The organism is Sporosarcina sp. NPDC096371 (assembly GCF_044762865.1).
Taxonomy (GTDB): Bacteria; Bacillota; Bacilli; order Bacillales_A; family Planococcaceae; genus Sporosarcina.
The window spans coordinates 372229-397955 of sequence record NZ_JBIWFE010000001.1 but is presented as its reverse complement, the minus strand read 5'-3'; the positions used below and the strand labels follow the sequence as shown (position 1 = coordinate 397955).

Genomic DNA, 25727 nt, shown 5'->3' with positions numbered 1-25727 from the left:
CTAAAATGACAAACTCCCAAAGAAAAATCGTTTCTAAGGGAGTATGACATATACCTATTTTAATTCGAAAAGTGCTGGCCAACTAAGTTCGCCACGTCCTGTGGCAACAACGGCACTAGTGCGTCCCGTACGTCGGAAATCCCTATTACACTTCATCCTCGTAAATAATTGAATCGTCCTGCTTTTCTTTCGACAAGACACCTGCCGCTACTTCTTCAAGTGCTTTACCAACATTCTTGTGTGATTTGTAGGTAACCAGTAGCTTTGTTTTTTCCTCTTGCATTTGGCGTGCCCGTTTTGAAGCAAGTGTAACAAGTGTGTATTTTGAATCGATCTTTTCTTTTAATGAATCCAGTGATGGTGTTAACATAGTTTATTCCCCTTTCAACATAAGTAAGTAGCGTTTTTCTACACGTTCTCTACGACAATGTTCCGCTAAGACAATCGCATTGACCCGATCACAGGCATTTGAAACTTCGTCATTTTCCACAACATAATCGTACAAATTCATCATTTCAAGCTCTTCACGCGCTTTCGCGATTCGAGTAGCGATGACATCTGCTTCCTCAGTACCTCTACCAACAAGGCGATCTTCCAATTCCGACAAACTTGGAGGTGCAAGGAAAATGAAAAGTCCGTCCGGAACTTTGGCACGGACCTGCGCTGCCCCAACCACTTCGATTTCCAGGAATACATCTCTCCCTGCATCCAGTGTTGCATTGACATAATCGAGTGGCGTACCGTAATAATTGCCCACATATTCCGCGTATTCCAGCAACTTTCCTTCTTCAATCAGTTGCTCAAACTCAGCTCTTGACTTGAAGAAATAATCGGAGCCGTCTACTTCACCTTCTCGCGGACTTCTTGTCGTCATTGATATGGAATATTCATAATTCGTATCAGGTTGAGAAAAAAGCTCTTTGCGAACTGTCCCTTTCCCAACGCCAGAAGGGCCGGAAAGAACAATCAAAAGCCCACGTTTTTTGTACATGCAATCCCTCTTCTTATCTAGTTTACTTTACCTTAGGGCCAGACCACGATTTGGGTCGGCACCATTATTGTTCACACAATTGCACATTGCCGTATTTACCTCCAACAAACACTCTCCACTTATCAGTAAGGGAGACTTCTGTAGCTGACACTTCACTTTCAGTACAAAAACATTTGCCGAACGAAGTTAAAACAATCTGTTCGTATTATACCATACCTCATGCATAGAGTGGTAAAATAGAAAAAACGAATTGAAAGAGGAATCAGTATGGCATTTGACGGTTTATTCACCACGGCGATGGTGCAGGAATTGCAAGTTCTGAAGAATGGACGCATTTCTAAAATTCATCAGCCGAACGCACAAGAAGTCGTGTTCTTGATCCGCTCAGGCGGAAAAAATCATAAACTTCTTATTTCCATTCATTCATCCTATTCACGTGTCCAACTAACAGAAGAAGCGATTGTCAACCCTTCCGAACCTCCGATGTTTTGCATGGTATTGCGCAAACATCTAGAAGGCGGGATGATAACAGCTGTCGATCAATTTGAATCGGATCGAATTATTACGTTTGACATTCAAGCAAAAAATGAAATCGGCGACGACATTAGCAGAAAATTAGTTGTAGAAATTATGGGTCGCCATAGTAACTTACTAATCGTCGATCCGACTCGTGACATCATCATTGACAGTATGAAACATTTACCACCTTCGGTAAACAGTTACCGAACAGTGTTACCAGGGCAGCCTTTCATACCTGCTCCGCCTCAAGACAAAGCGGATCCATTTACTGTAACAGAGCTACAATTCGCTGCACTTTTACCACAGTTGACAAGTGCCCGCGAAGTCGTTGGAGCGTTTTCAGGGTTTTCACCAGTTAACGCGGAAGAATTACTGTATCGATTGAAAGACGTCTCTGCGAATGAAACTTTTGCAGTGTTTACAACATTCCTTTCTTCATTTAAAGGGATAGCAAGTAATCCTAACATTGCCGAAATCGGGACAAAAACAGTGTTCTCTGTGACTGCCTTATCGCATGCAGATAAAGCCATTGCATCCTATGACACACTTGGCAATCTGCTAGACAAAGTCTATTTTGCCCGGGCAGAAAGGGAGCGCGTCAAATCTCAAGCTGCGGATCTTGAACGTTGGCTTGATAACGAAATTGCCAAACTGAATTTGAAAGTTAAAAAGCTGTCGAAAGAACGGGAGGCTGCCGGAAAACTAGATACGTTCCAACTTTACGGCGAGTTGCTAACTGCCAATAGCTACGCCATCCAAAAAGGGATGACGGAAGCGGTCGTCGACAATTATTATGAAGAAGGAACGACGGTAACCATCCCACTCGATCCGAGAAAAACACCCATCGATAATGCACAACGTTATTATTCACGCTATACAAAAGCGAAAACGGCGCTCATCATGATTGCAGAACAGCTGGAAAAAGCCGCTGAGGATATCGCATACTTTGAAATGATTAAACAGCAAGTTATGCAAGCATCCCCTGAAGACATCGAAGAAATACGTGAAGAGCTCGCGGAACTTGGATTTTTGAAGGCGCGCAAGCTGAAAAAGAAAAGCAAGCCGAAAAAACCAGCACCGGAAACGTATGTATCCTCTGCCGGCGCGAAAATTTCAGTCGGTAAAAATAATAAACAAAATGACTATTTAACGTTCAAAATTGCTTCACGAGATCAAACTTGGCTTCATACGAAAGATATTCCAGGATCACACGTTGTCATTCACGAGGCCAATCCTGATGAAGAAACGATTCGCGAAGCAGCAACGCTATCCGCTTACTTCAGTAAAGCGCGTGGTTCATCATCTGTCCCTGTCGATTATACGGAAGTCCGACATGTTAAAAAGCCGAATGGTTCAAAGCCTGGATTTGTAATTTATTTTGAGCAGAAAACCATTTTTGTGACGCCTGATGAAGATCTTGTGATGAAGCTTAGGAAGTAAAAAATCAGCTGTTGATTCCACAAAGTTGGAGTCAGCAGCTATTTTTATTTTTCTGTACGATCGTCTTCTTTTTTTCCTCCTTTACTTTTGTCAATTCTAAAATACTCGGATAGTTGCACAACCCGAACATCTCGGGTATTCAACTCGTGATAGATACCTCTACTATCCCGAAACGAAATATATTGATCGCGCTCGTTTCGAATCAATTCTTCCGCGTTTTCTTCGGACACCATATGAATAAATCTTCTGATGTAGTGATCTTCACTAAAAAAGTACGTTACTTTGAATTCTTTCATGGCATCGCCCCCCCGTTTGCTGTAAGCTTCCCATTTATCATGCCCATTTCAGTACGTACCGATTCTTTAGCTTGGAATAGATGGGTTTTCATTTCATACAATTCACGACTATTTCTCTTTTAATATTTTGATAACAGTCTTTCACTGTGTTTTAATTATAATATTCAGATGAGCAATGCCACTAGCTATCACCACTAATAGAAAGCGGGTACATTCAGAAAATGACTACTACTATTGAAGTGAAAAACTTTTCAATCGGATTGCCGAAAAAAATGAACTATGGTACTGATAAGGAAATGGAAACTGCCATTTGTAAAGAAACAATCGAGGAAGCCTTTTTATCAAGAGATGGATTTCAGGGAGATGGTGTTGCGGACTTACGCCATCATGGAGGTCTTGATCGCGCTGTTTGTGTTTACCCGTATGAGCATTATACGCTTTGGGAGCAGGAGCTCAAAAGTACTTTACCCCGTTCAACTTTCGGCGAAAATATAACCGTAACTAATATGTTAGAGCAAGACGTTCATATTGGGAACATTTACCGCCTTGGAGATGCTGTTATCCAAGTAACGCAAGGGAGAATCCCATGCAGCACAATCACCAAAAGAACCGATCTGCCTGCCCTTCTCAAAAGAATGGTAGATACGGGATTCACGGGTTATTTATGTCGTGTGTTGGAAGAAGGAACGGTACGAAAAGACTCGACCATTACCTTATTGGAATCACATCCACAGCAAGTTTCCATCCTTTTTGCCAACCAAGTTTACTTCCACAGACCAAAGGATATTGAAGGTATCCAACAAGTGCTAGCTGTTCATGAACTGGCTGAGGATTGGCGAGAGCGATTAACGAAACGATTAGAGAAATTGACAAATCTGGTTTGAAATCTGTAGTTACGTCGCGACACATCTATGGAATATGATCGACAAGCAAAGGGCTGTCTCCTATGGGGCAGCCCTTTCAAAACCTGCACTTAACTTGTTTCAGCACAAGTTTAAACCCCTACTGCTTTGAATGGTTATTTTGCACTCCTCCCCAAATATAGAAGTAAGTTAAAATTGGAAAAGTGGGTTAAGTCATGTAATTGTCACAGTATTGATTCCATTATTCTAATTTATGATGGTATATTGGGGATAATTAACATTAAGGAGGATTTTCATGTCTTCACAGTCTTTACTAAGTTTAAGTAGTACAGCACTCTATATTTCTTTTCTTACGTACTTAATTGCCATCATCCCATTCGGTTTATCAGTGAAGTCAAAAAAGAAGATTTTTTCAGCAGTAGGTATCACACTTACAACTATTGGCTTTGTGCTACAACTCGTTTATTTTGCAACGAGATGGTATGTTGCCGGACATGCTCCTGTCAGCAATATGTATGAATTCATGACATTTTTCGGTATTATGCTTATCGGTAGTTTTCTGATTATGTATTTTTTATATCGGCAAAGTGTCATTGGACTTTTTGCTTTGCCAATTGCTTTGCTCATCCTTGGCTTTGCAAACGCCTTTTCAAAAGATGTTGCACCGCTGATTCCAGCACTACAAAGTGAATGGTTAACTATTCACGTCATCACGGTTGCTTTTTCCAGCGCAGTCTTGTCTATCTCCTTTGTCACAGGCATTATATTTTTGTTGAAAACAGTAAATCCGAGTCACAAAGGTAAACAGACATTCTTTTTAGAACTTGTCATGTATTTCATGTTTGTTGTATTGGGTTTCATTACAATGACTAGCACATTTAGCGTGATGGGCTATACGAAAAGCCTGCAATTTGAAAACCGTACCTCTGAGATGGAAGTGTATACCTACAAGTTGCCCGCGATTACAGTTCCTACAAACGCAATTGTTGTGGAATCAACTGAAGGAACGAACCCACAAAGTGGTCTCATTGAAATTCCCAACACCATTCATTCACAGAAATTAAATACAATTATTTGGTCATTTTTAGCAGGAACGATACTCTATATGCTCATTCGACTTGTAACTAGACGCAAAATAATTGCATTACTTAAACCGCTTACTAGCAAAGTACATGCGGATACTATGGATGAAATTACGTATCGTTCGGTCGTCATTGGCTTTCCATTATTCGCGCTTGGCGGTCTGTTATTCGCAATGATTTGGGCGCATTATGCATGGAGCCGTTTCTGGGGATGGGATCCGAAAGAAGTTTGGGCCCTCATTACCTTTTTATTTTACGCCGGCATGCTTCATCTGCGTATCGGCAAGGGATGGGAAGGCGAGAAAACGGCTTGGATGGCCATTATCGGCTTCGGCATCATTATTTTCAACCAGGTGTTTGTGAACTTGATTATTTCAGGGCTACATTCCTACGCATAATAAAAGCGATTTCCCAGGCATGAATACCTGTGAAATCGCTTTTCTCTTTATTTCAACAAACCGGCCTTCAATTTACCATGCCAATCCAGCAAACTGCTGATGGATTCTTCACTAATTGCACCGCTTTCCTGCGCTGCTTCAGCAAGTGCGCCGAAATCAGTCAGGCTCGTGTATGTCAGCCCTGCAGACGCGAACGTTTCGTCAGCGCTTTGAAGTTCATATGTAAAGATGGAAACGACTCCTGTTACTTCGATGTCTTCAGAACGAAGTGCTTCCGCCGCATTCAAGCTGCTACCGCCTGTAGAGATTAAATCTTCAATGATAATCGCTTTATCATCGGCATTAATTTTCCCTTCGATTTGACGGCTACGTCCATGTCCTTTTGCTTTCGAACGGATGTAGACCATTGGTAATCCTAGAATGTCTGCTACCCATGCAGCGTGTGGAATTCCCGCTGTCGCTGTACCTGCAATCACTGTTGTTTCCGGATATTTTTCACGAATGACATCTGCCAGCCCTTGTGCAATCTGTTTCCGTCCAACCGGATCTGACATCGTCAGACGATTATCACAATAAATCGGGGATTCAATACCCGATGCCCATGTGAATGGCTCATTTGGACTTAGTTCAACTGCCCCTACGTTTAATAGGATTTTGGCGATTTCTTTTTTCTCTGTCATCATACTGTCCCCTTCCACAATGCATTGATTTGTTCATAAGCCGTCTTCGGATCCGTTGCTCCTGTAATCGCACGTCCAACAACGATATGAGTTGAACCTGCAAGGCGTGCTTCTACTGGCGTAGCAATGCGTTTTTGGTCATGTGCGCCGCCATCCGCAAAGCGAATGCCCGGTGTTACTTTGAAAAATTCTTTTCCACATGCCTCTGCAATCGCTGCGGATTCATGAACCGAACATACCACTCCGTCCAGTCCAGCCTCTTTCGTCAGCTTGGCGTACTGAATGACAGACTCCTGCAAAGAAGCGCCAATCAATTGCTCTTCACGTACTTGGCGCTCATCTGTCGACGTCAATTGCGTAACAGCAATCAGTGAAGGACGTGCAATTCCGGATGGCGTTCCTTTATCCAAACCTTCTAGCGCCGCCTCCATCATCGTTTTATTACCTGCCGCATGCACATTGACAAGATCAACGCCGAATCCTGCAAGTACTTCCATCGCCGACTTCACGGTGTTTGGAATATCATGCAATTTCAAGTCTAGGAAAATGTCATAGCCTAGTTCTTTCAAACGAGCCACAATGGCTGGTCCTTCTTTGTAATAGAGCTGCATGCCGACTTTCACGTTGACGTCTCCGTCAAAAGCGCGAAGAAAGTCGAATGTTTTTTCAGCCGAATCAAAATCTAGTGCAATGATTGGTGAAGTTTTCATAGTCGGTGACTCCTTCCAATTAACTCTGAAATATGATGAATCCCTAGCTCGTCCAACTTCGCCGGTAACTCTTCAATGATTTTTGGACAGATGAATGGATCTACGAAGTTTGCCGTTCCTACTGCAACCGCACTTGCTCCAGCTGATAGAAAGTCAATCACATCGGCTGTTTCCGAAATGCCACCCATTCCAATAATCGGGATATTAACCGCTTTACTCACTTCATAAACCATTCGAATCGCCACTGGTTTCACTGCTGGCCCAGACAAACCACCTGTACCGTTTGCAATGACTGGACGCCCCGTTTTCTGATCCAAGCGCATACCAACTAGTGTGTTGATCATCGTGATACCGTCTGCCCCACCGGCTTCCACCGCTTTGGCAATTGCCACGATATCGGTAACATTCGGTGATAACTTCACATAAACCGGTACTTGGGAAACTTCTTTCACGGCCCTCGTTAGTTCTTTCGCCACTTCAGGGTCTGTTCCGAAAGTGATACCACCACATTTGACGTTCGGGCAAGAGATATTCAATTCTAACGCTTTGACGTTCGGTGCTTTTGACACTTCTTTCGCCACTTCGACATAGTCGGCTGTTTCCGTTCCTGCAACGTTCGCAATAATCGGCACATCAAACTGTTCGAGCCATGGCAGTTCGCCTTCTAATACGCCCGTTAGCCCTGGATTTTGTAGCCCAATCGCATTGAGCATACCTGAAGCTGTTTCCGCCACACGCGGCGTCGGGTTACCCATACGTGTTTCCAACGTCGTTGCTTTAATCATAATCGCACCTAGTAGCGATAAATCATATAGCCCACCGTATTCTTTGCCGAATCCAAAACAACCTGATGCCGGCATAATCGGGTTTTTCAACTGTAAACCGGGTAAGTCAATCGCTAATCTATTCATATTGCTACCACCCCTGCTGGGAAGACCGGACCGTCAGAACATACTTTTACGTACGCCTTGTCGTTCCCTTCCGTCGTTTGACAGACACATGCGAAACAAGCACCAATGCCACAGCCCATCCGTTCTTCGAATGACAAGAAGCCTTTTTTACCTTCGTACATTGTTTGTACAGCATTCAACATTGGCATTGGACCACAGCTATAATACGTTCCAAAGTCATTACCAAGAGTCTCCATGACAGTTGTGACAAATCCTGCAGTTCCTGCTGTTCCATCAACCGTCACGATATGCGTATCTCCAAGTTCAGCAAACTTTTCTTCGTAAAACACAACGTTCTCCGATTGGAATCCTAGCACATGGATACATTTCACGCCTTTTGCCGTCAGCTGCTTCGACAGCTCATAAAGTGGAGGTACACCAATTCCGCCACCAATTAAGATTGCCGTCTCACCCGATGCCGTTTCTTCAACTGGAAAACCATTACCAAGTGGACCTAGTACATCAACCTCATCATCTGCACGTTTTTGCGACAGCAGCGTAGTACCTCGCCCTTCTGCACGATAAATGATGGTCATTTGACCTGCTTGTTGATCAATGGAAGCGATGGATATCGGACGTCTTAATAGTGGTTCAAACGAATCTGCCACTCGAATGTGGACAAACTGGCCAGGGGAAGTAATTTCCCCGACCAATTTTCCAGCCAATGTCATTTCAAATATGTTGTGGGCAATTTGCCGCTGTGATAGGACCTGCATGCGATCTTGGATAATCAAAGCTGTTTCCCCATTTCCTCCGTTTGGAACGTCATTGATTCGATAACGCGTAGCATTGCATCTGCTGTATCGAGTGAAGTGAAGCAAGGAACACCATTTTCAACGGATTCACGTCGAATTCTAAAGCCATCACGCTCAGGCTGTTTCCCTTTTGTTAGCGTATTGATGACCACTTGCGCTTCTCCTTTTTGAATCACATCAAGGAGTGTCGGGCCTTCAGAGCCGATTTTATCGACAACTTTCACGCGGATTCCCGCATTTTTCAATACTTTCGCAGTACCTTCCGTCGCCAAGACACGATAGCCGATTTCTGTAAAGCGTCTTGCAATCCCAACCATTTCTTCTTTATCTTTATCAGATACAGTCATTAGTACCGAACCGTATTCTTTAATTTCCATACCGGCTGCCACAAGGCCTTTGTACAACGCTTTTTCAAGTGTCGTATCTTTCCCCATGACTTCCCCAGTCGATTTCATTTCAGGTCCGAGTGTAATGTCTACTCGGCGTAATTTCGCGAATGAGAACACCGGTACTTTGACGTAAACGCCTGCAGGTGCTTCCGCAAGTCCGTTTTGGTAACCTTGTTCGATAATCGACTGTCCAAGAATGGCTTTTGTCGCAATGTTAGCCATCGGGATATCCGTGATTTTACTTAGGAATGGCACTGTTCGGCTTGAACGTGGGTTCACTTCGATCACGTACACTTGCCCTTCAGAAATAACGAACTGGATATTCAGCAACCCTACGATTTTAAGGCCTTTTGCTAAGCGTGTCGTGTAATCCGTAATGGTCTCTATTTGTGAAGCTGACAAGTTTTGTGGTGGATAGACTGCAATCGAATCCCCAGAGTGAACACCCGCGCGCTCAATATGCTCCATGATACCCGGGATCAATACATTTTCCCCGTCACAGATACCGTCGACTTCAATTTCAATACCCGTTAAATAACGGTCAACTAAAATCGGATGATCCGGACTTGTCTCTACTGCATGTTCCATATAATGAAGTAACTCTTCTTCGCGATACACAATTTCCATCGCGCGTCCTCCAAGTACATAAGACGGTCTTACAAGTACGGGATAACCGATTTCGTTCGCAATGACAACAGCTTCTTCTACTGACATAGCTGTTTTCCCAAGTGGTTGTGGAATGCCGATTTCGCGTAGGGCACTCTCGAACTTATTACGGTTTTCTGCACGGTCAATGTCTTCCAAAGTTGTTCCTAAAATTTTCACGCCGCGCGCTTCAAGTCCATCCGCCAAGTTGATGGCTGTTTGTCCACCGAACTGAACGATAACGCCCTCTGGCTGCTCAAGATCAATGATGTGCATGACATCTTCAATTGTGAGTGGCTCAAAGTATAATTTGTCGGAAATGGAGAAGTCCGTTGATACTGTTTCTGGGTTGTTGTTGATGATGATTGCTTCGTAACCCGCTTGTTGAATTGCCCAGACAGAGTGTACAGTCGCATAGTCGAACTCGACACCTTGTCCGATGCGGATTGGGCCAGAACCTAGAACAATCACGCTTTTCTTGTCTGTTTTAATCGATTCATTCTCATCTTCATACGTTCCGTAAAAATACGGTGTATCCGATTCAAATTCACCGGCACATGTATCAACTTTTTTATAGACAGGGACTAGGCCATGCTCTTTACGCCAATCGTATACTTTACGTTCATCTGTGTTCCACAGTGCTGCGACGGTCACGTCAGAGAAGCCCATACGTTTCGCAGTGCGCAATGTAGCATAGTCAAACGGATTCGCTTTTAGCACAGTTTCAAATTGAACGATCTTTTCAAGCTTACGAAGGAAGAAAACGTCAATCTGACTCCATTCATTAATCGTTGCAATTGTTACCCCTCTGCGGAGTGCTTCACCGATGAAGAACAATCGCTCATCGCCTGCACGACGAATCCGCTTTTCAATCCATTCATCCGTCATGTCGGCACCATTTTTCAAGGATAAATCGAATTGTCCCATTTCGAGTGAGCGTACCGCTTTCAAGATGGACTCTTCAAATGTTCGGCCCATCGCCATCACTTCACCGGTCGCCTTCATTTGCGTACCAAGGTTCCGTTTCGCAGCTTCGAATTTATCGAACGGCCAGCGTGGAATTTTTGTCACGATGTAATCCAGTGTTGGTTCGAAGCAAGCGTATGTGTTCCCAGTGACCGGGTTCATCATTTCGTCAAGCGTCAAACCTACCGCAATCTTCGCAGCCAATTTCGCAATCGGATAGCCCGTCGCTTTCGATGCAAGTGCAGAAGAACGACTAACCCGTGGGTTAACTTCAATGATGTAGTAGTTGAAGCTATGTGGATCGAGTGCAAGCTGGACGTTACAGCCACCTTCAATTCCAAGTGCACGGATAATTTTCAATGACACATTGCGTAGCATTTGGTTTTCCCGATCTGTCATCGTTTGACATGGTGCGGCTACAATCGAATCACCTGTATGAATGCCGACAGGATCGAAGTTTTCCATGTTACACACAACAATCGCATTGTCTGCAGAGTCACGCATTACTTCATATTCGATTTCCTTGTAGCCGGCAATGGATTTTTCCAGTAGACATTGTGTAACCGGGCTATATTTCAAGCCGCCTGTGACGATTTCCTCAAGTTCTTTATCGTCATTACAAATTCCGCCACCTGTACCACCAAGCGTGAATGCAGGGCGAACGATTACTGGATAACCGATTCGTTCAACGAATGCATGAGCTTCTTCTAGATTATGAATGATATCACTTTCCGGAACAGGTTCACCAAGTTCATTCATCAATGTCCGGAATAGATCACGGTCTTCTGCTTTATGGATTGCATCGAGCTTTGTTCCAAGAATTTCAATGTTGAGCTCGTCTAAAATACCTGATTCATGCAATTCGATGGCCATATTCAGACCTGTTTGTCCACCAAGTGTTGGCAGTAATGCATCAGGACGCTCTTTCCGAATGATGCGACTGACGAATTCAAGTGTAATCGGTTCAATATACACTTTATCCGCAACTTCTGTATCTGTCATAATCGTCGCAGGGTTCGAGTTAATGAGAATAACACGGTAGCCCTCTTCTTTTAATGATAGACATGCTTGTGTTCCTGCATAGTCAAACTCTGCGGCCTGCCCGATGACAATTGGACCTGACCCGATTACTAATATAGTTTCAATATCTTGACGTTTAGGCATTGAAATTCTCCTTTCGGCTGCTCGTTTTCATAACATTTGTGAAGCGATCAAACAGGTGATTCGAATCTTCTGGTCCTGGTGCAGCTTCTGGATGAAACTGGACGGAAAACGCTTCGAATGCTGTATTTTTAAGCCCTTCGACTGAACTGTCGTTAAGCGCTTTATGTGTGACTACAAGATTGGTTCCTTCAAGCGATGCTTCCACAACTGCGTAGCTATGACCTTGAGAAGTCAATTCCGTACGACCAGTCGTCAAGTCCTTAACAGGATGGTTACCACCGTAGTGACCATTTTTCAACTTCTCTGTGCGCGCTCCGCAAGCAAGAGCAAGTAGCTGATGACCAAGCCCAATTCCGAATATCGGTGCTGTGCCTAGCAATTCTTTAATAGTTTCGACCGCTCGCTCAACATCTTCAGGATTCCCTGGTCCGTTGGATAGCACAATCCCGTCTGGGAATAGCGCAAGAATGTCTTTCGTAGGTGTGTTATAAGGTACAACGATAACGTCACAGTTGCGTTTATTCAATTCGCGTAAAATACCGTGTTTCATACCGTAGTCAATTAGCACAACACGCTCTTCGCTACCAGGGCTCGGATACGGTTTTTTCGTCGATACGCGTGCAACAAGATCTGTTGGCAATGTATATGCAACAAGTTCTTCAACCGTTTTATCAACGTTCACTTCTTCTCCAGCCGCTGTTAATATGCCTTTTAGCGGGCCTTTGTCGCGCAGTAAACGAGTTAACTTTCGTGTGTCGATGCCTTGAATACCCGGAATGCCTTTCAATGTTAACAATTCACAAAGTGTCATGCCGCTGCGGAAGTTAGAAGGTTCGTCCTCTAGTTCCCGAACGACAACGCCGCTTGCTACAGGCTCAATAGACTCATAGTCATCTCGGTTAATACCGTAGTTCCCAATCAATGGGTAGGTCATTACGATGATTTGTCCACAACCCGATGGATTTGATATTGTTTCTTGGTAACCTGTCATTCCTGTTGTAAAAATCGTTTCACCAATTGAAGCTGCGTCAGAACCAAATGCAATCCCTTCAAAAATCGTACCATCTTCTAATATGAGCATACGTTTCTTCATCATTGTCCATCCTCCCAAACGACTTGTCCGCCGTAAATTGTTGTTACAGGCCAGCCTGCACATTTCCAACCATCAAACGGTGTGTTCTTACCATTTGATACAAATGTTGTACGATCAATTGCTTGTTCTTTCGTTAAATCAATTAACACAAGATCCGCCGGTGCACCGACTTCGAGTCTGCCATATGGCAAGCCGAATACGTCAGCAGGTTTTTTCGTCATCCAATCGATGAGCTGCTTCAATGTCCAAGTCCCTTTCTTTACGAAGTTCGTGAAAAGAAGTGGAAATGCCGTTTCAAAGCCCGTGATACCAAATGGTGCGGTCTTCATGCCTACTGCTTTTTCTTCCGCTGTATGAGGCGCGTGGTCTGTTGCGATAAAATCAAGTGTTCCGTCAAGCAAGCCCGCGCGTAGTGCCTCAAGATCCTCTTGCCCACGAAGCGGTGGGTTCATTTTCCAATCCGCATCGTCACCCGGGATATCATTTTCAGATAGTAGGAGGTGGTGTGGACTAACTTCTCCAGTCACATGAATACCTGCTTTTTTCGCATCTCGAATCACTCGGACTGATTCTTTCGTACTCACATGACACACATGATAATGCGCGCCCGCTGCTTCCGCTAGCAAAATATCACGTGCGATATGTACTGATTCTGCTATAGAAGGAATACCTGGCAAACCAAGTTCTTTATTGCGCTTTCCTTCATGCATCGCACCGCCGTAAATCAATGTATTGTCTTCACAATGGGCAACAATTGGCATTCCGATTTTCGCTGCGTCTTGCATGGTTTCGTACATCATACCCGCCTGTTGAACACCAACACCGTCATCCGTGAAAGCAAATGCGCCATGCTCTTTCAGTTCGGCAAGATTCGTCCGCTCTTTGCCCGCTTCGCGGATTGTAATGGAAGCGTAAGGAAGAACACGGATTCGAGAGCTTTTTTCGATCAAGTTATTGACAAGTGTTAAGTTTTCTTTCGTATCAGGTACTGGACGTGTATTCGGCATCGCACAAATTGTCGTGTAACCACCTTTTGCCGCTGCATGTGTACCACTTTCAATCGTTTCCTTGTGCTCGCCACCCGGCTCACGCAAATGCACGTGTACATCGATGAAGCCCGGTGATAGGAATAGGCCTTTACCGTCGATTGTCTCTGCATTGCCTTTTTCAAAATTATTACCGATTGCTGAAATTGTATCACCTGTGATTTTTACATCCCCTGTAATCAATTCCCCTGTTTCATTTAACATTTGAACCCCTTGAATAATTTTCTCCATGTCAATGCCTCCCTTTCAAAATTTCTTCCAATACGGCTGCCCGTATATATACACCATTTTCCATTTGCTTAAAGATTCTTGATTGTGCAGTTTCTATTAAACTGTCTGCAATTTCAACACCCCGATTAAATGGGCCTGGATGCATTATGATCGCATTTTTCTTCATTTGTAGTGCTCGTTGCTCTGTTAATCCATATTGTTCATGATAGCTTTCTTTTGTAAAGAGCTCTTCGCCTTCATGCCTTTCGTGTTGGACACGCAGGAGCATGACAACGTCACTCGTTCCAATCACTTCATCCCATGAATCGACGCTGTGAAACTCACCTGCCCATTCTGTCGGACAAAGGTATGTTACATTTGCTCCTAATTTAGTGAGGGCATCCGCGTTGGAACGCGCCACTCGGCTATGAGCAATATCTCCTGCAATTAGAACATTCAATCCTTCGAACGAACCAAATTCTTCCTTTATAGTAAACAGGTCTAATAATGATTGTGTCGGGTGCTGACCTGAACCGTCCCCGCCATTTATAATGGACACGCTTGTCCGACCGACAAGCTCCTCATAGTAGCCATCCTCAGGATGGCGAACGACTAGTGCATCGACACCGATTGCTTCCAACGTTTTTACCGTATCATACAGCGTTTCTCCTTTTAGCGCGCTAGAGAAACTGGATTCAAACGGTAACACTTCGAGTCCTAGTTTACGTTCTGCCATTTCGAAGCTCATTTTCGTTCGGGTGCTTGGTTCGAAAAACAAGTTACTCACCGTATATTTCCCGGGAAATTCACGTATACCTAATTTTTTTAACGTTTCTGCTCGTTCAAGAAGTGCCATAATTTCTTCTTCTGTCAGTTGCTTCATCGATACTAGGTGATCCATTATGCTTCCTCCTTTAATGTGCGTTGCGTTAGGTAACCTTTGAACCTATTCCGGCTGCCCTTTGTAATACCCCTTCGCTTATGATTTCTATCAAAAACGAGCCTTTCCGATTGGCGGAAAGGCTCGCTACACATGACAATCCACATTCTTTACGTACATGTAAAGAACGGGTGTCAAACGAACCTTTCTTTGCCTCTCTGGACAATCTTAAAAGGTAATTATTTTTTTTTGTCAACTAAACTGTCGTCTGTTCTTCCAGGTAACACCAGATTCAGTAGTACACCAACGATTGCTGCCAATGCCATTCCTTCAATTTTGAATGTTTCGCTGATTTCAATGGAAGCACCACCGATGCCGATGACCAAGATGACAGAGGCAATGACCAGGTTACGCTGATGGCCAAAATCAATTTTATGATCGACCAGCATACGTAATCCGGAAGAAGCGATAATTCCGAATAACAGAATCGACACACCTCCGAGCACCGCCGTTGGAATCGTCGCAATGAGCGCCATCACTTTTCCTAAGAAGGAGAAGGCGATGGCAAACACTGCTGCCCCTAAAATGACATACACACTATATACTCGCGTAAGTGCAAGAACACCGATATTTTCACCGTAGGTCGTTTTCGGTGGACCACCGACAAATCCACTGATGAGTGTACCGAGTCCATCACCAAGAAGTGATCGATTTAACCCGGGATTTTTTATGTAATCTCTATCAACAATGCGACCAAGAACGAGTTGGTGTCCGATATGCTCTGAAATTGTGACAATCGCGATTGGCACCATGATGAAAAGTAGTGCCGGTGTGATCACAAAGTCATAATCGATCCCTGGGATAAGCATTTCAGGGAACTTAAACCACTTCGCTTCCACCACTTCTGTAAAATCTAGTATGCCGATGAATGCTGAGTAGGTATAGCCAACAATGATACCGATTAAGATTGGCATTAAACTAATCATACCTTTGAAAAACATCAGACAGATAATGGCTGTTGCCAGTGTGACAAGCGCTGCTGAAAAGTGCAACATACTATAGACGGGCTCTCCACCAACCTCGATGATACTCGCCATTTTAATTGCAGTTGGCGACAATGCCAGACCAATGACAATGATGACAGGTGCCACAACAATCGGAGGCAGCACTTTCATAATCCACTTGTAACCCGTTTTCCAGATGATGAGTGAAACGATACCGTACACAAGTGCTACAAACATGCTGCCCATCATTGCACTTCCGATACCGCCCTCTTTAGTTGCCACCTGAATCGGAATGATAAAGGCGAAAGACGAACCTAAGTATGCCGGTACTTGGAAGCGCGTGACAATAATAAAAACGATAGTTGCAATTCCACTTGTCAGCAGGGCAATTGCCGGACTTAGACCCACAAGTTGGGGAACTAAAATCGTTGCACCAAACATGGCAAACATATGTTGCAAACTAAGGATGAGCCATTTACCTGCTTTTGGTTTTTCATGGACATCCAACACTTTTCCAGTCATTGTCAATTTCCTCCGTGTCTGATACTTAATTTACTTCGAGTGGATAGTGACGCCGTCTTTGCCATCCGTTTCTTGCACACTTACAACTACACGTTCCTCATTCGATGTTGGAATGTTCTTCCCAACGTAATCGGGGCGAATCGGTAATTCTCTGTGACCTCGATCGACGAGTACCGCTAGTTGAATCGATGCTGGTCTTCCCAAATCCATAACGGCATCCATTGCAGCCCGTACGGTTCTGCCTGTATACAACACATCGTCGACAAGAATCACTTTTTTGTCTGATACGTCATGCTTAATGTCTACTTGTTGAACAAGCGGCTCTTCGTTTTCATGTTTCAGCATTAGATCATCGCGGTATAACGTAATATCAAGTTCCCCTGTTTTAATAGGTTTCCCTTCGATTTGCTCGATTTTATGAGCAAGTCTTTCGGCAAGAAAAGCACCTCTTGTTTTAATACCGACAAGAATACAGTCGTCAATTCCTTTGTTATGTTCGATAATTTCATGGGCAATTCGTGTTACCGCCCTGCCAATCGCCTGTTCATCTAAAATACTTGCTTTCTCCACCATTGATCCATCCTCCATTTCTACACTTCAGTCTAAGGAAGTGAAGTTTTTTAAAATAAAAAACCCTCCTGCCTTAGACGGCGGGAGGGTACACATGCAGAATAAACTGTACAAATAAACTGCGCGCAGCAGCCTGTTGTACTTCCGTGCAACCTTCCCAGCCTCTCTGGACTGATTTTAAAGGTATCGCTATTCAATTTCTTTTTTTAGTATAGCCTTTACTGATCTATCTTGTCAACGCTTTTTCGTAGTTTTTCGATTAATGCCTGAAAATCAGCCGGCTGGGGACTTGAAAACTCCATATACTCCCCAGTTGCAGGATGATTAAAGCCTAGCGTCCCTGCGTGTAACACTTGTCCGCCGAATTCAATCGTCTTTTTCGGCCCATATTTAGGATCTCCTACAAGTGGATAACCGATATATTTCATATGAACACGAATTTGGTGTGTTCTTCCCGTTTCTAACCTACACTCAACGAGCGTATAATCGCCGAATCGTTCAAGCACTTTAAAATGTGTCACAGCATGTTTCCCTTTATCGACAATTGCCATACTTTGACGGTCCCGTTGATCGCGACCAATCGGCGCATCAATCGTCCCATTATCGTGTGGTATATGACCATGAACAAGTGCTTGGTAAACGCGTGTGACAGATTTGGCAACAAGCTGGTTCACTAAGGACACATGCGCCTGATCATTTTTGGCAACCATTAATAAGCCAGATGTGTCTTTATCGGTACGGTGAACAATACCAGGGCGTAGCACACCATTAATGCCCGACAAGTCCTTGCAATGATGCATAAGACCATTCACAACTGTTCCTGTCGCATGTCCTGGTGCTGGGTGGACGACAATGCCGCGCGGTTTATTGACAACAAGGACATCTTTATCTTCATAGATGATATCAAGGTCCAGGTCCTCAGCGACGACGTCTAGTTCTTCCGGTATAGGTTCGTCAACCGCTATTGTATCGCCTTGCTTCACTTTATAATTGGGTTTGACTTGGACGCCGCCTACTAGGACTAAGCCATCCTTCAACCATTGCTGGACTTGCGTTCGTGACCAGTCAGGGTTAACCATCGTCAATGCTTTGTCAATACGATTATTTGCGTGTTCTTCTGTTATTACAATTTCAAACTTATCCATTAGGACACCTTTTTCTTATTCTTTTTTTCATCCATAATGACATGAATGATGATCATGACTACACCAACGGTCAATGCAGCATCCGCTACATTGAAAATCGGGAAATCATAGTTGATAACTGGAATGAGGACGTCGACAAAATCGACGACTTCTTTGCGCCACAGACGATCGATGAAATTACCAATCGCACCTCCAAGAAGAAACATTAAACTAAATCCGAAAAGGACAGAGCCTTTTGCTTCTTTATGAAAGAAATAGATGATGCCCGCCACGACCAGCACTGTGACGATATAAAATAACCACATTTGCCCTTCAAGCATTCCCCACGCCGCTCCCTTGTTACGATGAGAAAGCAAGCCTAAATAGGGATCCACGATACTGATTCTTTCATATAGGTCCATGTTTTTAACGACGAGCCATTTCGTCAACTGATCTAAAAGGATGATGAATGCTGCCAATCCATAATAAATTAACAATATACTACCTCCGTCCAACAGGTTACGTATTATTTTACCACATTAAAGGGGAGTGGTGTCAGTAACTAGTAAGCTGACGTTGAGATTCTTTTCAAATCCGCTTGGCGCTTAAGGAAGGATTGAACTGCATCCTTCCCCGAGGCTTATCGCGAGAGGCTCCCCCAGTAAGGCGCCTTCGCTGGAGATTAGATAAAAATAACTATTGCAATAAAAAACAGCTGTGACAAGTCTTTCAGGAAGACTGTCACAGCCACTTCTAAGTTGAAAAAATTAAGCGTAGTGCTTTTTCACAACTTCCGCACAACGTGTGCATAGTGTTGCATGTGTATCATCCTGGCCAACTGTTTCGGAAATTGTCCAGCAACGCTCACATTTTTCACCGTCTGCTGATTCAACAAGGACGCTTACTGTATCTAGCTTCAATGTTCCTTCAGGCATGTTGGCAACATCGCCTTCCGCAAATTTCGAGACAATGAAGAATTGAGCGAAGTCAATATCCTCTGCTGCGAAGATGCCTTGTAAGTTTTCAGGAACCGCAACTGTCACTTTTGCTTCAAGTGATTTACCGATAACTTTGCTATTGCGCGCTTCCTCAAGTGCTTTCAAGACATCATCGCGGACAAGCATGAGCGTTGCAAAACGTTCACGTAGCGCTTGTGCTTGCTCTCCAAGATCCTGAGCTTCCGGCATATCCGTTAGCTGGATACTCACTTCATCCTTATGCTCGATATAAGCCCACATCTCATCAGTTGTATGTGGCACGATTGGCGTCAGCAATTTCAACAATGCCATCAATGTATCATACATAACCGTTTGCATCGCACGACGATGTAGATGGTCGGCACCTTCGATATAGACAACATCTTTTGCAATATCCAAGTAGAATGAGCTCAATTCACCTGTACAGAAGTTATTCACTGCATGGTAAACCGTTGCGAATTCATAGTTGTCATATGCTTCACGCACTTCTTTGATCAAATCCTGTAATTTTACAAAGACAAATTGGTCTACTGGACGCATATCTGCGAATGCAACCGCATCTGTCGCTGGATTGAAGTCCGATGTATTACCGTGTAAGAAACGCAGTGTGTTACGGATTTTACGATACACTTCAGAAACTTGCTTGAAGTTCGAATCCGAAACCCGCACATCCGCCGTGTAATCAACAGAAGAAACCCATAGACGTAGGATGTCAGCTCCAAGCTGATTCATCACTTTCGCAGGAACGATAACGTTACCGATTGATTTACTCATTTTACGTCCTTCGCCATCCAGTGTGAAACCGTGGCTTAGTAAACCTTTGTAAGGTGCATGGCCATTAATCGCAACACTTGTCGTTAGGGATGAGTTGAACCAACCACGATATTGGTCAGATCCTTCTAAATACAAATCAGCTGGGTATACAAGGTCGTCTCTTTCGACAAGTACACCTTGATGCGTTGTACCAGAATCAAACCATACGTCCATAATATCTGTTTCCTTTGTGAATTCTCCATTCGGACTTCCTTCGTGCGTAAAGCCTGCTGGAAGAAGATCCTTAGCTTCGCGTTCAAACCATATATTAGAGCCATGCTCACGGAACAATGCAGATACATTATCAATCGTCTCATCAGTAATGATTGGCTCGCCATTTTCTGCGTAGAACACAGGAATTGGAACACCCCAAACACGTTGACGTGAAATACACCAATCGCCGCGATCACGAACCATATTATATAGGCGTGTTTCACCCCATGATGGCGTGAATTTCGTATTGTTGATGGCATCAAGCAATTCTGTACGGAATGATTCGATTGAAGCGAACCATTGTGCAGTCGCACGGTAAATAACCGGCTTTTTCGTGCGCCAATCATGCGGATACGAGTGCGTGATGAATGATAACTTTTTCAACGCACCTACTTTTTCGAGTGCTTCAGTAATGGCTTTATTTGCATCTTCGTAAAATAGTCCTTCAAAACCAGGTGCTTCGTCCGTCATCACACCACGATCATCGACAGGAGAGAGCACATCCAGACCGTATGATTTTGAGATATAGAAGTCATCTTCCCCGTGTCCAGGCGCCGTATGGACACATCCAGTACCTGCTTCTGCTGTAACATGTTCACCTAGCATAACGAGTGAATCACGGTCATATAATGGGTGCTTCCCCACAACTCGATCCAACTCAGAACCTTTTAGTTCACGTTCAACCGCATAGTCTTCCCAACCAATTTCCGTTGCTACGAAAGCAAGAAGATCTTTGGCAATTAAAAACTTCTCTTCTCCCACCTTCACAATTGCATATGTGAATTCTGGGTGAACTGAAATCCCAAGGTTTGCAGGAATCGTCCAAGGAGTCGTCGTCCAAATTAGGAATTGGACATCTGCATCAATGACGCCTAAACCGTCTTTAACAGGGAACCCAACGTAGATTGATGCTGACTTTTTGTCTTGGTATTCAATTTCTGCTTCTGCCAGTGCAGATTCACTTGATGGTGACCAGTAAACCGGCTTCAAACCTTTGTAGATGTAGCCTTTTTTCGCCATATCGCCAAATACTTTAATTTGACGAGCTTCAAAAGATGGCTTCAACGTAATATAAGGATTATCCCAATCGCCGCGTACACCAATACGCTTAAATTGTGAACGCTGACTGTCGATTTGACTATACGCATAGTCTTCACACATTTTACGGAATTCAGCAAGTGTGTGCTCTTTGCGTTTGACGCCTTTATTGACAAGCGCTTGCTCGATTGGCAAACCATGTGTATCCCAACCTGGGACATACGGTGCATGGAAGCCCGTCATTGATTTGTGACGGATAATCATATCTTTAAGTACTTTGTTAAGTGCGTGACCCATATGAAGATCGCCATTTGCATAAGGAGGTCCATCATGAAGGATGAAGTGAGGGCGACCTGCTGTCCGTTCCTGCACTAATTTGTAAATGTCCATCTGTTCCCATTTCTCTTGCATTTTCGGCTCGTTTGTCGGTAAACCTCCACGCATTGGGAAGTCTGTTTTCGGCATTAGTAATGTATCTTTGTATTCCATCTTGTATTCCTCCTTTTAATTTTGAAAGCGCTGGGGGAGGCCTCCCGCTATAAGCCAGACAGTTTGGCCGTCAGTCTTATAGTTTCGGCTATCCCGTTAAGGCTCCTTCGCTGTTTTCATTCGTAAAAACAAAAAAATCCCCCGCCCCTTAAAAAGGGACGAAGAATTAATCTCGCGTTACCACCCTACTTGCAGCAAACGAATTTGCTACCACTCAGACACCATAACGGGGTGTTTCCGGGACTGCGTACAATATCCGCAATCCGGCTCAGGAGTGATCTTCGTCTCCAATCTGTTGACCAGGCTTTCACCACCCCCGGCTCGCTAAACACAAATTTGGAAAGTACTTTCTCTTTCAATGCCTGTTTTTATCAATTACGCCTCAGCGGAACTTAAATTAGCGAGGAGTTTAAGTACCCGCTAATTCAAGTTACATATATGCACACTATTATAGGTGAGCATTCTGAAAAAAGTCAAGTTTACTCTTTATCTGCCGCTGCTTCCAGCAGTTCTGTATTCATTTCATACTCAAGTAAATGGTCCCAGTCATCTGACTGGATAAGATCAAGCTGTGCTTCAATCAGCATTTTGAAACGTGTACGGAATACTTTCGACTGTTTTTTCAAATCTTCAATTTCCATTGAAATCTTTCGCGAACGGGAAAGAGCTTCATTGACGATTCGGTCTGCATTCTTTTCCGCTTCTTTAATAATCAGTTGTGATTCCTTCATCGAGTTGCGACGGACATCCTCCGCAGCTTCCTGTGCAGTAAGAATCGACTTTTGCAATGTCTGTTCAATCGAATTAAAATGAGAAACCTGTTCATTCGATTGTTTCAAGTTACTTTTCAACGCTTTGTTTTCTTCAAGAATATTTTCAAAGTCCTTCATGATTTGCTCCAAAAACTCATTGACTTCATCTTCATCATAGCCGCGGAACTTGCTAGTGAATTCCTTATTATGTATATCAATTGGTGACAGAGCCATTTAAAGTATCCCCCTACAACATCATTTATATTCTATTATACATATTAGGGGCTTGGAAAACATCATTTTTCGAAAACTATTATCTGAAAAATCATTCTAACTTTCCGATGATTAGACGAATTTTGTCTTTTCTCGTTCTTCCTTCAATCGCTGTCATTTTAAATCGACCTGACCCTCGAATGGATAACATGTCCAATTCTTGCAATTCAAATGCGGGTTGATCTCGAACAACCCAGTTCACTTTCACTTTGTCGCCATGGATCAGTGATGCTGCTTTTTGACGCGAAATGTTGGCAAGTGCTGCAATAACGGTATCTAATCGCAATGAACTTACGATATGCATTTCCTCTGTCCAACTATCCGTGGCAGCAATCCAGTCTTCTGGCCGATTACTTTCTTCAACCGTTACTTTTGCTTTACCAATGGATAAAAAATTGGCGGTCATGTAGTCTTTCAACTCATGAGCTACTGTAAATTGCACCTCATCATCACCGACACGAATATCACCAAATTTTGAACGATCGATACCGAGTGACATCATCGAGCCAAGGATATCTTTATGCTCAAGTTTCAAGAATTTTGAAGCGTATTTTACATTGAACATGGAAATTTGATAATCATCCTTTTCCGGTACATAATAATCCGGATAGATAAGAATCCGCTTGCGCTCCGCCTCAACAAAAGCCCCATATGAGCCAACCAAAAGCATGGAGTTTCGAGCCAACGATTCTACAATAAACTGTTGCCTTGGGTCTAAAAACCCCGTCAATTTAGGAGCATAGCTATCCTCAACTTCACGTATCCAGCCAATCGCCATTTCGATGAACGGCTGCTCGTCTTTCCGAAAATGCTGAAATATAGTTTCCATTATTTTTGCTCCCCTTATAGAAAAATCCCCACCGAGGTGAGGACATTATCCTTAATCAATTATGTCCATACATCGGACATCCGCTGGAGGTTGTGCTAACAAGAGGGAAGGATTGACCTTCATCCTTCCACTTCAGCTTAAAGAAATATGATTTTCAGTACTGAAAAAACACCCGCTGAAATTAAGTTCAACGCAAATAACGCAACAATTGGGGATATATCAATCATGCCAAGTGGCGGTATGAACTTCCTAAAGAATCCTAAATACGGCTCTGTTATTTTTGCAAGGATTTGACCAAACTTTGTTTCTCGCATGGACGGTACCCACGACATTAAAATATAAATGACTAGGAGAATGGAATAAATTTGAAAAGCTTTTTCTACACCCTTAAAAATTAAATAAATTAGATTATCTGACATGCTAGTTCGTACACCTCATTCAAATTCTATCGTTCAAAGTAATCGGAAATTGCGCCAGCAACTTCCACATTTTCAGGCGTGCAAAGGAAAATATCCGTTCCTATTCGCTGGATGTCCCCACCAAGCGCAAAGACCGTACCACTTAGGAAGTCCACGATGCGGATCCCTTGGTCACGCTCAATTCGCTGCAAATTGACGACAACTGCACGTTTATTTTTCAGGTGTTCAGAAATATCTTGCGCTTCGGCATAGACACGCGGTTCAATTAAGATAACTTTAGAGGATTTCTGAATGCTTTGCAGGCTAACGACTGTTCCAGCTTGTTGTGGCTCCCCCATTGGTTGTTGCGGCTGCCTTCGCGCTTGTGGCTTGCGCGGTGGTGCCGGTGTCGGTGTCATTGCCGGTGGCTCTTTTACAGCGCGTTGTTCTTGTCGACGTGGCTGCTGCTGCTGCTGCTTTTCTTGTACATCGTCCTCTTCATCGTCCAAGTAAAACCATTTTTCAAACTTGTTTTTGATGCTCATGCGTCCTCCCCGCTTTCTGCTCCGACAAGTGCAGTCCCGATTCTGACATGAGTTGCACCTTCTTCGATTGCGATTATGAAGTCATTTGACATGCCCATAGACAATTGTGTACACGGAGCATGTGGCAATTCTTGTATGGCTATCTCGTCGCGAAGTTCCCGCAATGAGCGGAAGACCGAACGAATCAAGTCCTTATCTTCTGTGAAAGGGGCCATCGTCATCAAACCGACAATTCGTACTTTATCGTAAGCCCCCGCTTGTTCAATAAAAAGGTTGAGTTCAGCAGGTGTAACACCCGATTTACTTGCTTCACCAGAAACATTCACTTGAACAAAGCAATCAATTGGTTGATCTGCCCGCTTCTGGATTTCTTTTGCGACACTTATTCGATCAATGGAATGCAAATAGTCAATTTGATTGATGATATCTTTTACTTTTCTGCTTTGAATATTGCCGATAAAGTGCCAAACAGCGCCACTCTGAATCGTTTCCTGCTTTTCTAGAAGTACTTCTGGACGGTTTTCACCAAGATGCTCAAAACCCGCTTCCAGCAGCTCAGAAGCCCTTGCAACCGAAACTTCTTTGGTGACAGCTATCACAGTAATGTCCGATCGATCCCGACCTATACGGTCACAAGTTTCTTGTATATCATATTCAATTTTTTCAATTCGCTGTTGTAGATTATACATAATTATCACTACTTTTCACGTTTCTTAACATTCATTGTAACAAGTGGACGGATACATATCAATAATAAGTCATTTTTCGTCGCCTTTTTTACCTACAAGTACAATATCTTTTCCGATTGTTGTAATGTCTTCCAAACGAACTCTTTTAGAATCTTTCTCTTTGGCATCAAAGAAAAGAGTGCGTTCCCCACCGCCGACATGTAATGATTCAACTTTACCATTCTTAATATCAATAGTCGCATCTTGCACAAATCCGAGGAATGACCCTTTCGTTGCATCAATAACTTCTTTCTTTTGAATTTCCGAAAACCTCATACGACACCCTCCCTTAGAATGATTATATGTGCCTGCTAGATGCGGGTATGCAGGTATGTAGACGTCTCGATTTTAGACGGCTTTCATTAAAACAAAAAC

The 25727-nt window shown here is 43.5% G+C and carries 25 protein-coding genes and 1 other annotated feature; of the genes, 3 read left to right on the top strand and 22 right to left on the bottom strand.

The genetic code is table 11. The features are described from left to right. Nucleotides 1-145 precede the first annotated feature (145 nt). On the bottom strand, nucleotides 146-370 hold the full coding sequence (rpoZ, locus tag ACIQ0H_RS01810; protein ID WP_403410058.1) for a DNA-directed RNA polymerase subunit omega: 225 nt from the start codon (nucleotides 368-370) through the stop codon (nucleotides 146-148). A 3-nt stretch (nucleotides 371-373) separates the two neighbouring features. Continuing rightward, nucleotides 374-991, bottom strand: coding sequence for a guanylate kinase (gene gmk / locus ACIQ0H_RS01805; protein ID WP_403410055.1), 618 nt, complete (start codon nucleotides 989-991; stop codon nucleotides 374-376). Nucleotides 992-1258: 267 nt separating this feature from the next. Between gmk and ACIQ0H_RS01800 the strand changes: the two genes are divergently transcribed. Continuing rightward, nucleotides 1259-2950, top strand: a complete 1692-nt coding sequence (locus ACIQ0H_RS01800) for an Rqc2 family fibronectin-binding protein (RefSeq protein ID WP_403410052.1) — start codon at nucleotides 1259-1261, stop codon at nucleotides 2948-2950. A gap of 44 nt (nucleotides 2951-2994) precedes the next feature. Here ACIQ0H_RS01800 and ACIQ0H_RS01795 read toward each other — a convergent pair whose 3' ends face one another. Beyond that, on the bottom strand, nucleotides 2995-3246 hold the full coding sequence (locus tag ACIQ0H_RS01795; RefSeq protein ID WP_403410049.1) for a hypothetical protein: 252 nt from the start codon (nucleotides 3244-3246) through the stop codon (nucleotides 2995-2997). Nucleotides 3247-3467: 221 nt separating this feature from the next. Between ACIQ0H_RS01795 and ACIQ0H_RS01790 the strand changes: the two genes are divergently transcribed. Continuing rightward, entirely contained in the window at nucleotides 3468-4130 is a 663-nt protein-coding gene (locus tag ACIQ0H_RS01790) for an MOSC domain-containing protein (protein WP_403410046.1), read from the top strand. 274 nt (nucleotides 4131-4404) lie between these two features. After that, nucleotides 4405-5589, top strand: coding sequence for a c-type cytochrome biogenesis protein CcsB (gene ccsB, locus ACIQ0H_RS01785; protein WP_403410043.1), 1185 nt, complete (start codon nucleotides 4405-4407; stop codon nucleotides 5587-5589). Between the two features lie 47 nt (nucleotides 5590-5636). Here ccsB and pyrE read toward each other — a convergent pair whose 3' ends face one another. The 19 genes from pyrE to ACIQ0H_RS01690 all read right to left on the bottom strand — a co-directional run bounded on the left by pyrE (nucleotide 5637) and on the right by ACIQ0H_RS01690 (nucleotide 25628). Beyond that, entirely contained in the window at nucleotides 5637-6269 is a 633-nt protein-coding gene (gene pyrE / locus ACIQ0H_RS01780) for an orotate phosphoribosyltransferase (protein ID WP_403410040.1), read from the bottom strand. After that, nucleotides 6269-6979, bottom strand: coding sequence for an orotidine-5'-phosphate decarboxylase (gene pyrF / locus ACIQ0H_RS01775; protein WP_403410037.1), 711 nt, complete (start codon nucleotides 6977-6979; stop codon nucleotides 6269-6271). Before pyrF ends, pyrE begins: the two co-directional genes overlap by 1 nt. Continuing rightward, entirely contained in the window at nucleotides 6976-7890 is a 915-nt protein-coding gene (locus ACIQ0H_RS01770; protein WP_403410034.1) for a dihydroorotate dehydrogenase, read from the bottom strand. The genes pyrF and ACIQ0H_RS01770 overlap by 4 nt, the downstream gene beginning before the upstream one ends. Continuing rightward, nucleotides 7887-8663 carry a dihydroorotate dehydrogenase electron transfer subunit gene (locus ACIQ0H_RS01765; protein ID WP_403410031.1) on the bottom strand — a complete coding sequence of 259 codons (777 nt, stop codon included), beginning with the start codon at nucleotides 8661-8663 and terminating at the stop codon, nucleotides 7887-7889. The genes ACIQ0H_RS01770 and ACIQ0H_RS01765 overlap by 4 nt, the downstream gene beginning before the upstream one ends. Next, entirely contained in the window at nucleotides 8660-11848 is a 3189-nt protein-coding gene (gene carB, locus ACIQ0H_RS01760; protein WP_403410028.1) for a carbamoyl-phosphate synthase large subunit, read from the bottom strand. Before carB ends, ACIQ0H_RS01765 begins: the two co-directional genes overlap by 4 nt. Next, nucleotides 11841-12941 carry a carbamoyl phosphate synthase small subunit gene (locus tag ACIQ0H_RS01755; protein WP_403412303.1) on the bottom strand — a complete coding sequence of 367 codons (1101 nt, stop codon included), beginning with the start codon at nucleotides 12939-12941 and terminating at the stop codon, nucleotides 11841-11843. Before ACIQ0H_RS01755 ends, carB begins: the two co-directional genes overlap by 8 nt. After that, entirely contained in the window at nucleotides 12941-14218 is a 1278-nt protein-coding gene (locus tag ACIQ0H_RS01750) for a dihydroorotase (RefSeq protein WP_403410025.1), read from the bottom strand. The genes ACIQ0H_RS01755 and ACIQ0H_RS01750 overlap by 1 nt, the downstream gene beginning before the upstream one ends. A 1-nt stretch (nucleotide 14219) precedes the next feature. Further along, nucleotides 14220-15098: an aspartate carbamoyltransferase catalytic subunit gene (locus tag ACIQ0H_RS01745; RefSeq protein ID WP_403410023.1), complete on the bottom strand. Its 879-nt coding sequence runs from the start codon at nucleotides 15096-15098 to the stop codon at nucleotides 14220-14222. 218 nt (nucleotides 15099-15316) lie between these two features. Beyond that, a complete protein-coding gene (locus ACIQ0H_RS01740) occupies nucleotides 15317-16603 on the bottom strand; it encodes a solute carrier family 23 protein (protein WP_403410020.1) in 1287 nt (428 codons plus the stop codon). Nucleotides 16604-16633: 30 nt separating this feature from the next. Then, the gene (gene pyrR / locus ACIQ0H_RS01735) at nucleotides 16634-17176 is read right to left on the bottom strand and encodes a bifunctional pyr operon transcriptional regulator/uracil phosphoribosyltransferase PyrR (RefSeq protein WP_403410017.1); all 543 of its coding nucleotides are present in this window, start codon (nucleotides 17174-17176) and stop codon (nucleotides 16634-16636) included. A gap of 215 nt (nucleotides 17177-17391) precedes the next feature. Further along, nucleotides 17392-18318, bottom strand: coding sequence for an RluA family pseudouridine synthase (locus ACIQ0H_RS01730; protein WP_403410014.1), 927 nt, complete (start codon nucleotides 18316-18318; stop codon nucleotides 17392-17394). Next, complete coding sequence (gene lspA / locus ACIQ0H_RS01725) at nucleotides 18318-18794, bottom strand: signal peptidase II (protein WP_403410011.1); 477 nt, start codon at nucleotides 18792-18794, stop codon at nucleotides 18318-18320. The genes ACIQ0H_RS01730 and lspA overlap by 1 nt, the downstream gene beginning before the upstream one ends. A 270-nt stretch (nucleotides 18795-19064) precedes the next feature. After that, complete coding sequence (gene ileS / locus ACIQ0H_RS01720; protein WP_403410008.1) at nucleotides 19065-21827, bottom strand: isoleucine--tRNA ligase; 2763 nt, start codon at nucleotides 21825-21827, stop codon at nucleotides 19065-19067. A gap of 151 nt (nucleotides 21828-21978) precedes the next feature. Beyond that, nucleotides 21979-22195, bottom strand: a binding site (T-box leader). Between the two features lie 111 nt (nucleotides 22196-22306). Continuing rightward, the gene (locus ACIQ0H_RS01715; RefSeq protein ID WP_403410005.1) at nucleotides 22307-22813 is read right to left on the bottom strand and encodes a DivIVA domain-containing protein; all 507 of its coding nucleotides are present in this window, start codon (nucleotides 22811-22813) and stop codon (nucleotides 22307-22309) included. Nucleotides 22814-22904: 91 nt separating this feature from the next. Continuing rightward, a complete protein-coding gene (locus tag ACIQ0H_RS01710) occupies nucleotides 22905-23681 on the bottom strand; it encodes a YlmH family RNA-binding protein (RefSeq protein WP_403410002.1) in 777 nt (258 codons plus the stop codon). Between the two features lie 137 nt (nucleotides 23682-23818). Further along, the gene (locus tag ACIQ0H_RS01705; RefSeq protein ID WP_403409999.1) at nucleotides 23819-24100 is read right to left on the bottom strand and encodes a YggT family protein; all 282 of its coding nucleotides are present in this window, start codon (nucleotides 24098-24100) and stop codon (nucleotides 23819-23821) included. 26 nt (nucleotides 24101-24126) lie between these two features. Continuing rightward, nucleotides 24127-24624: a cell division protein SepF gene (locus tag ACIQ0H_RS01700; RefSeq protein WP_403409996.1), complete on the bottom strand. Its 498-nt coding sequence runs from the start codon at nucleotides 24622-24624 to the stop codon at nucleotides 24127-24129. Continuing rightward, nucleotides 24621-25313, bottom strand: a complete 693-nt coding sequence (locus tag ACIQ0H_RS01695; protein ID WP_403409994.1) for a YggS family pyridoxal phosphate-dependent enzyme — start codon at nucleotides 25311-25313, stop codon at nucleotides 24621-24623. The genes ACIQ0H_RS01700 and ACIQ0H_RS01695 overlap by 4 nt, the downstream gene beginning before the upstream one ends. A gap of 69 nt (nucleotides 25314-25382) precedes the next feature. Beyond that, nucleotides 25383-25628: a PRC-barrel domain-containing protein gene (locus ACIQ0H_RS01690; protein WP_403409991.1), complete on the bottom strand. Its 246-nt coding sequence runs from the start codon at nucleotides 25626-25628 to the stop codon at nucleotides 25383-25385. Nucleotides 25629-25727 lie beyond the last annotated feature (99 nt).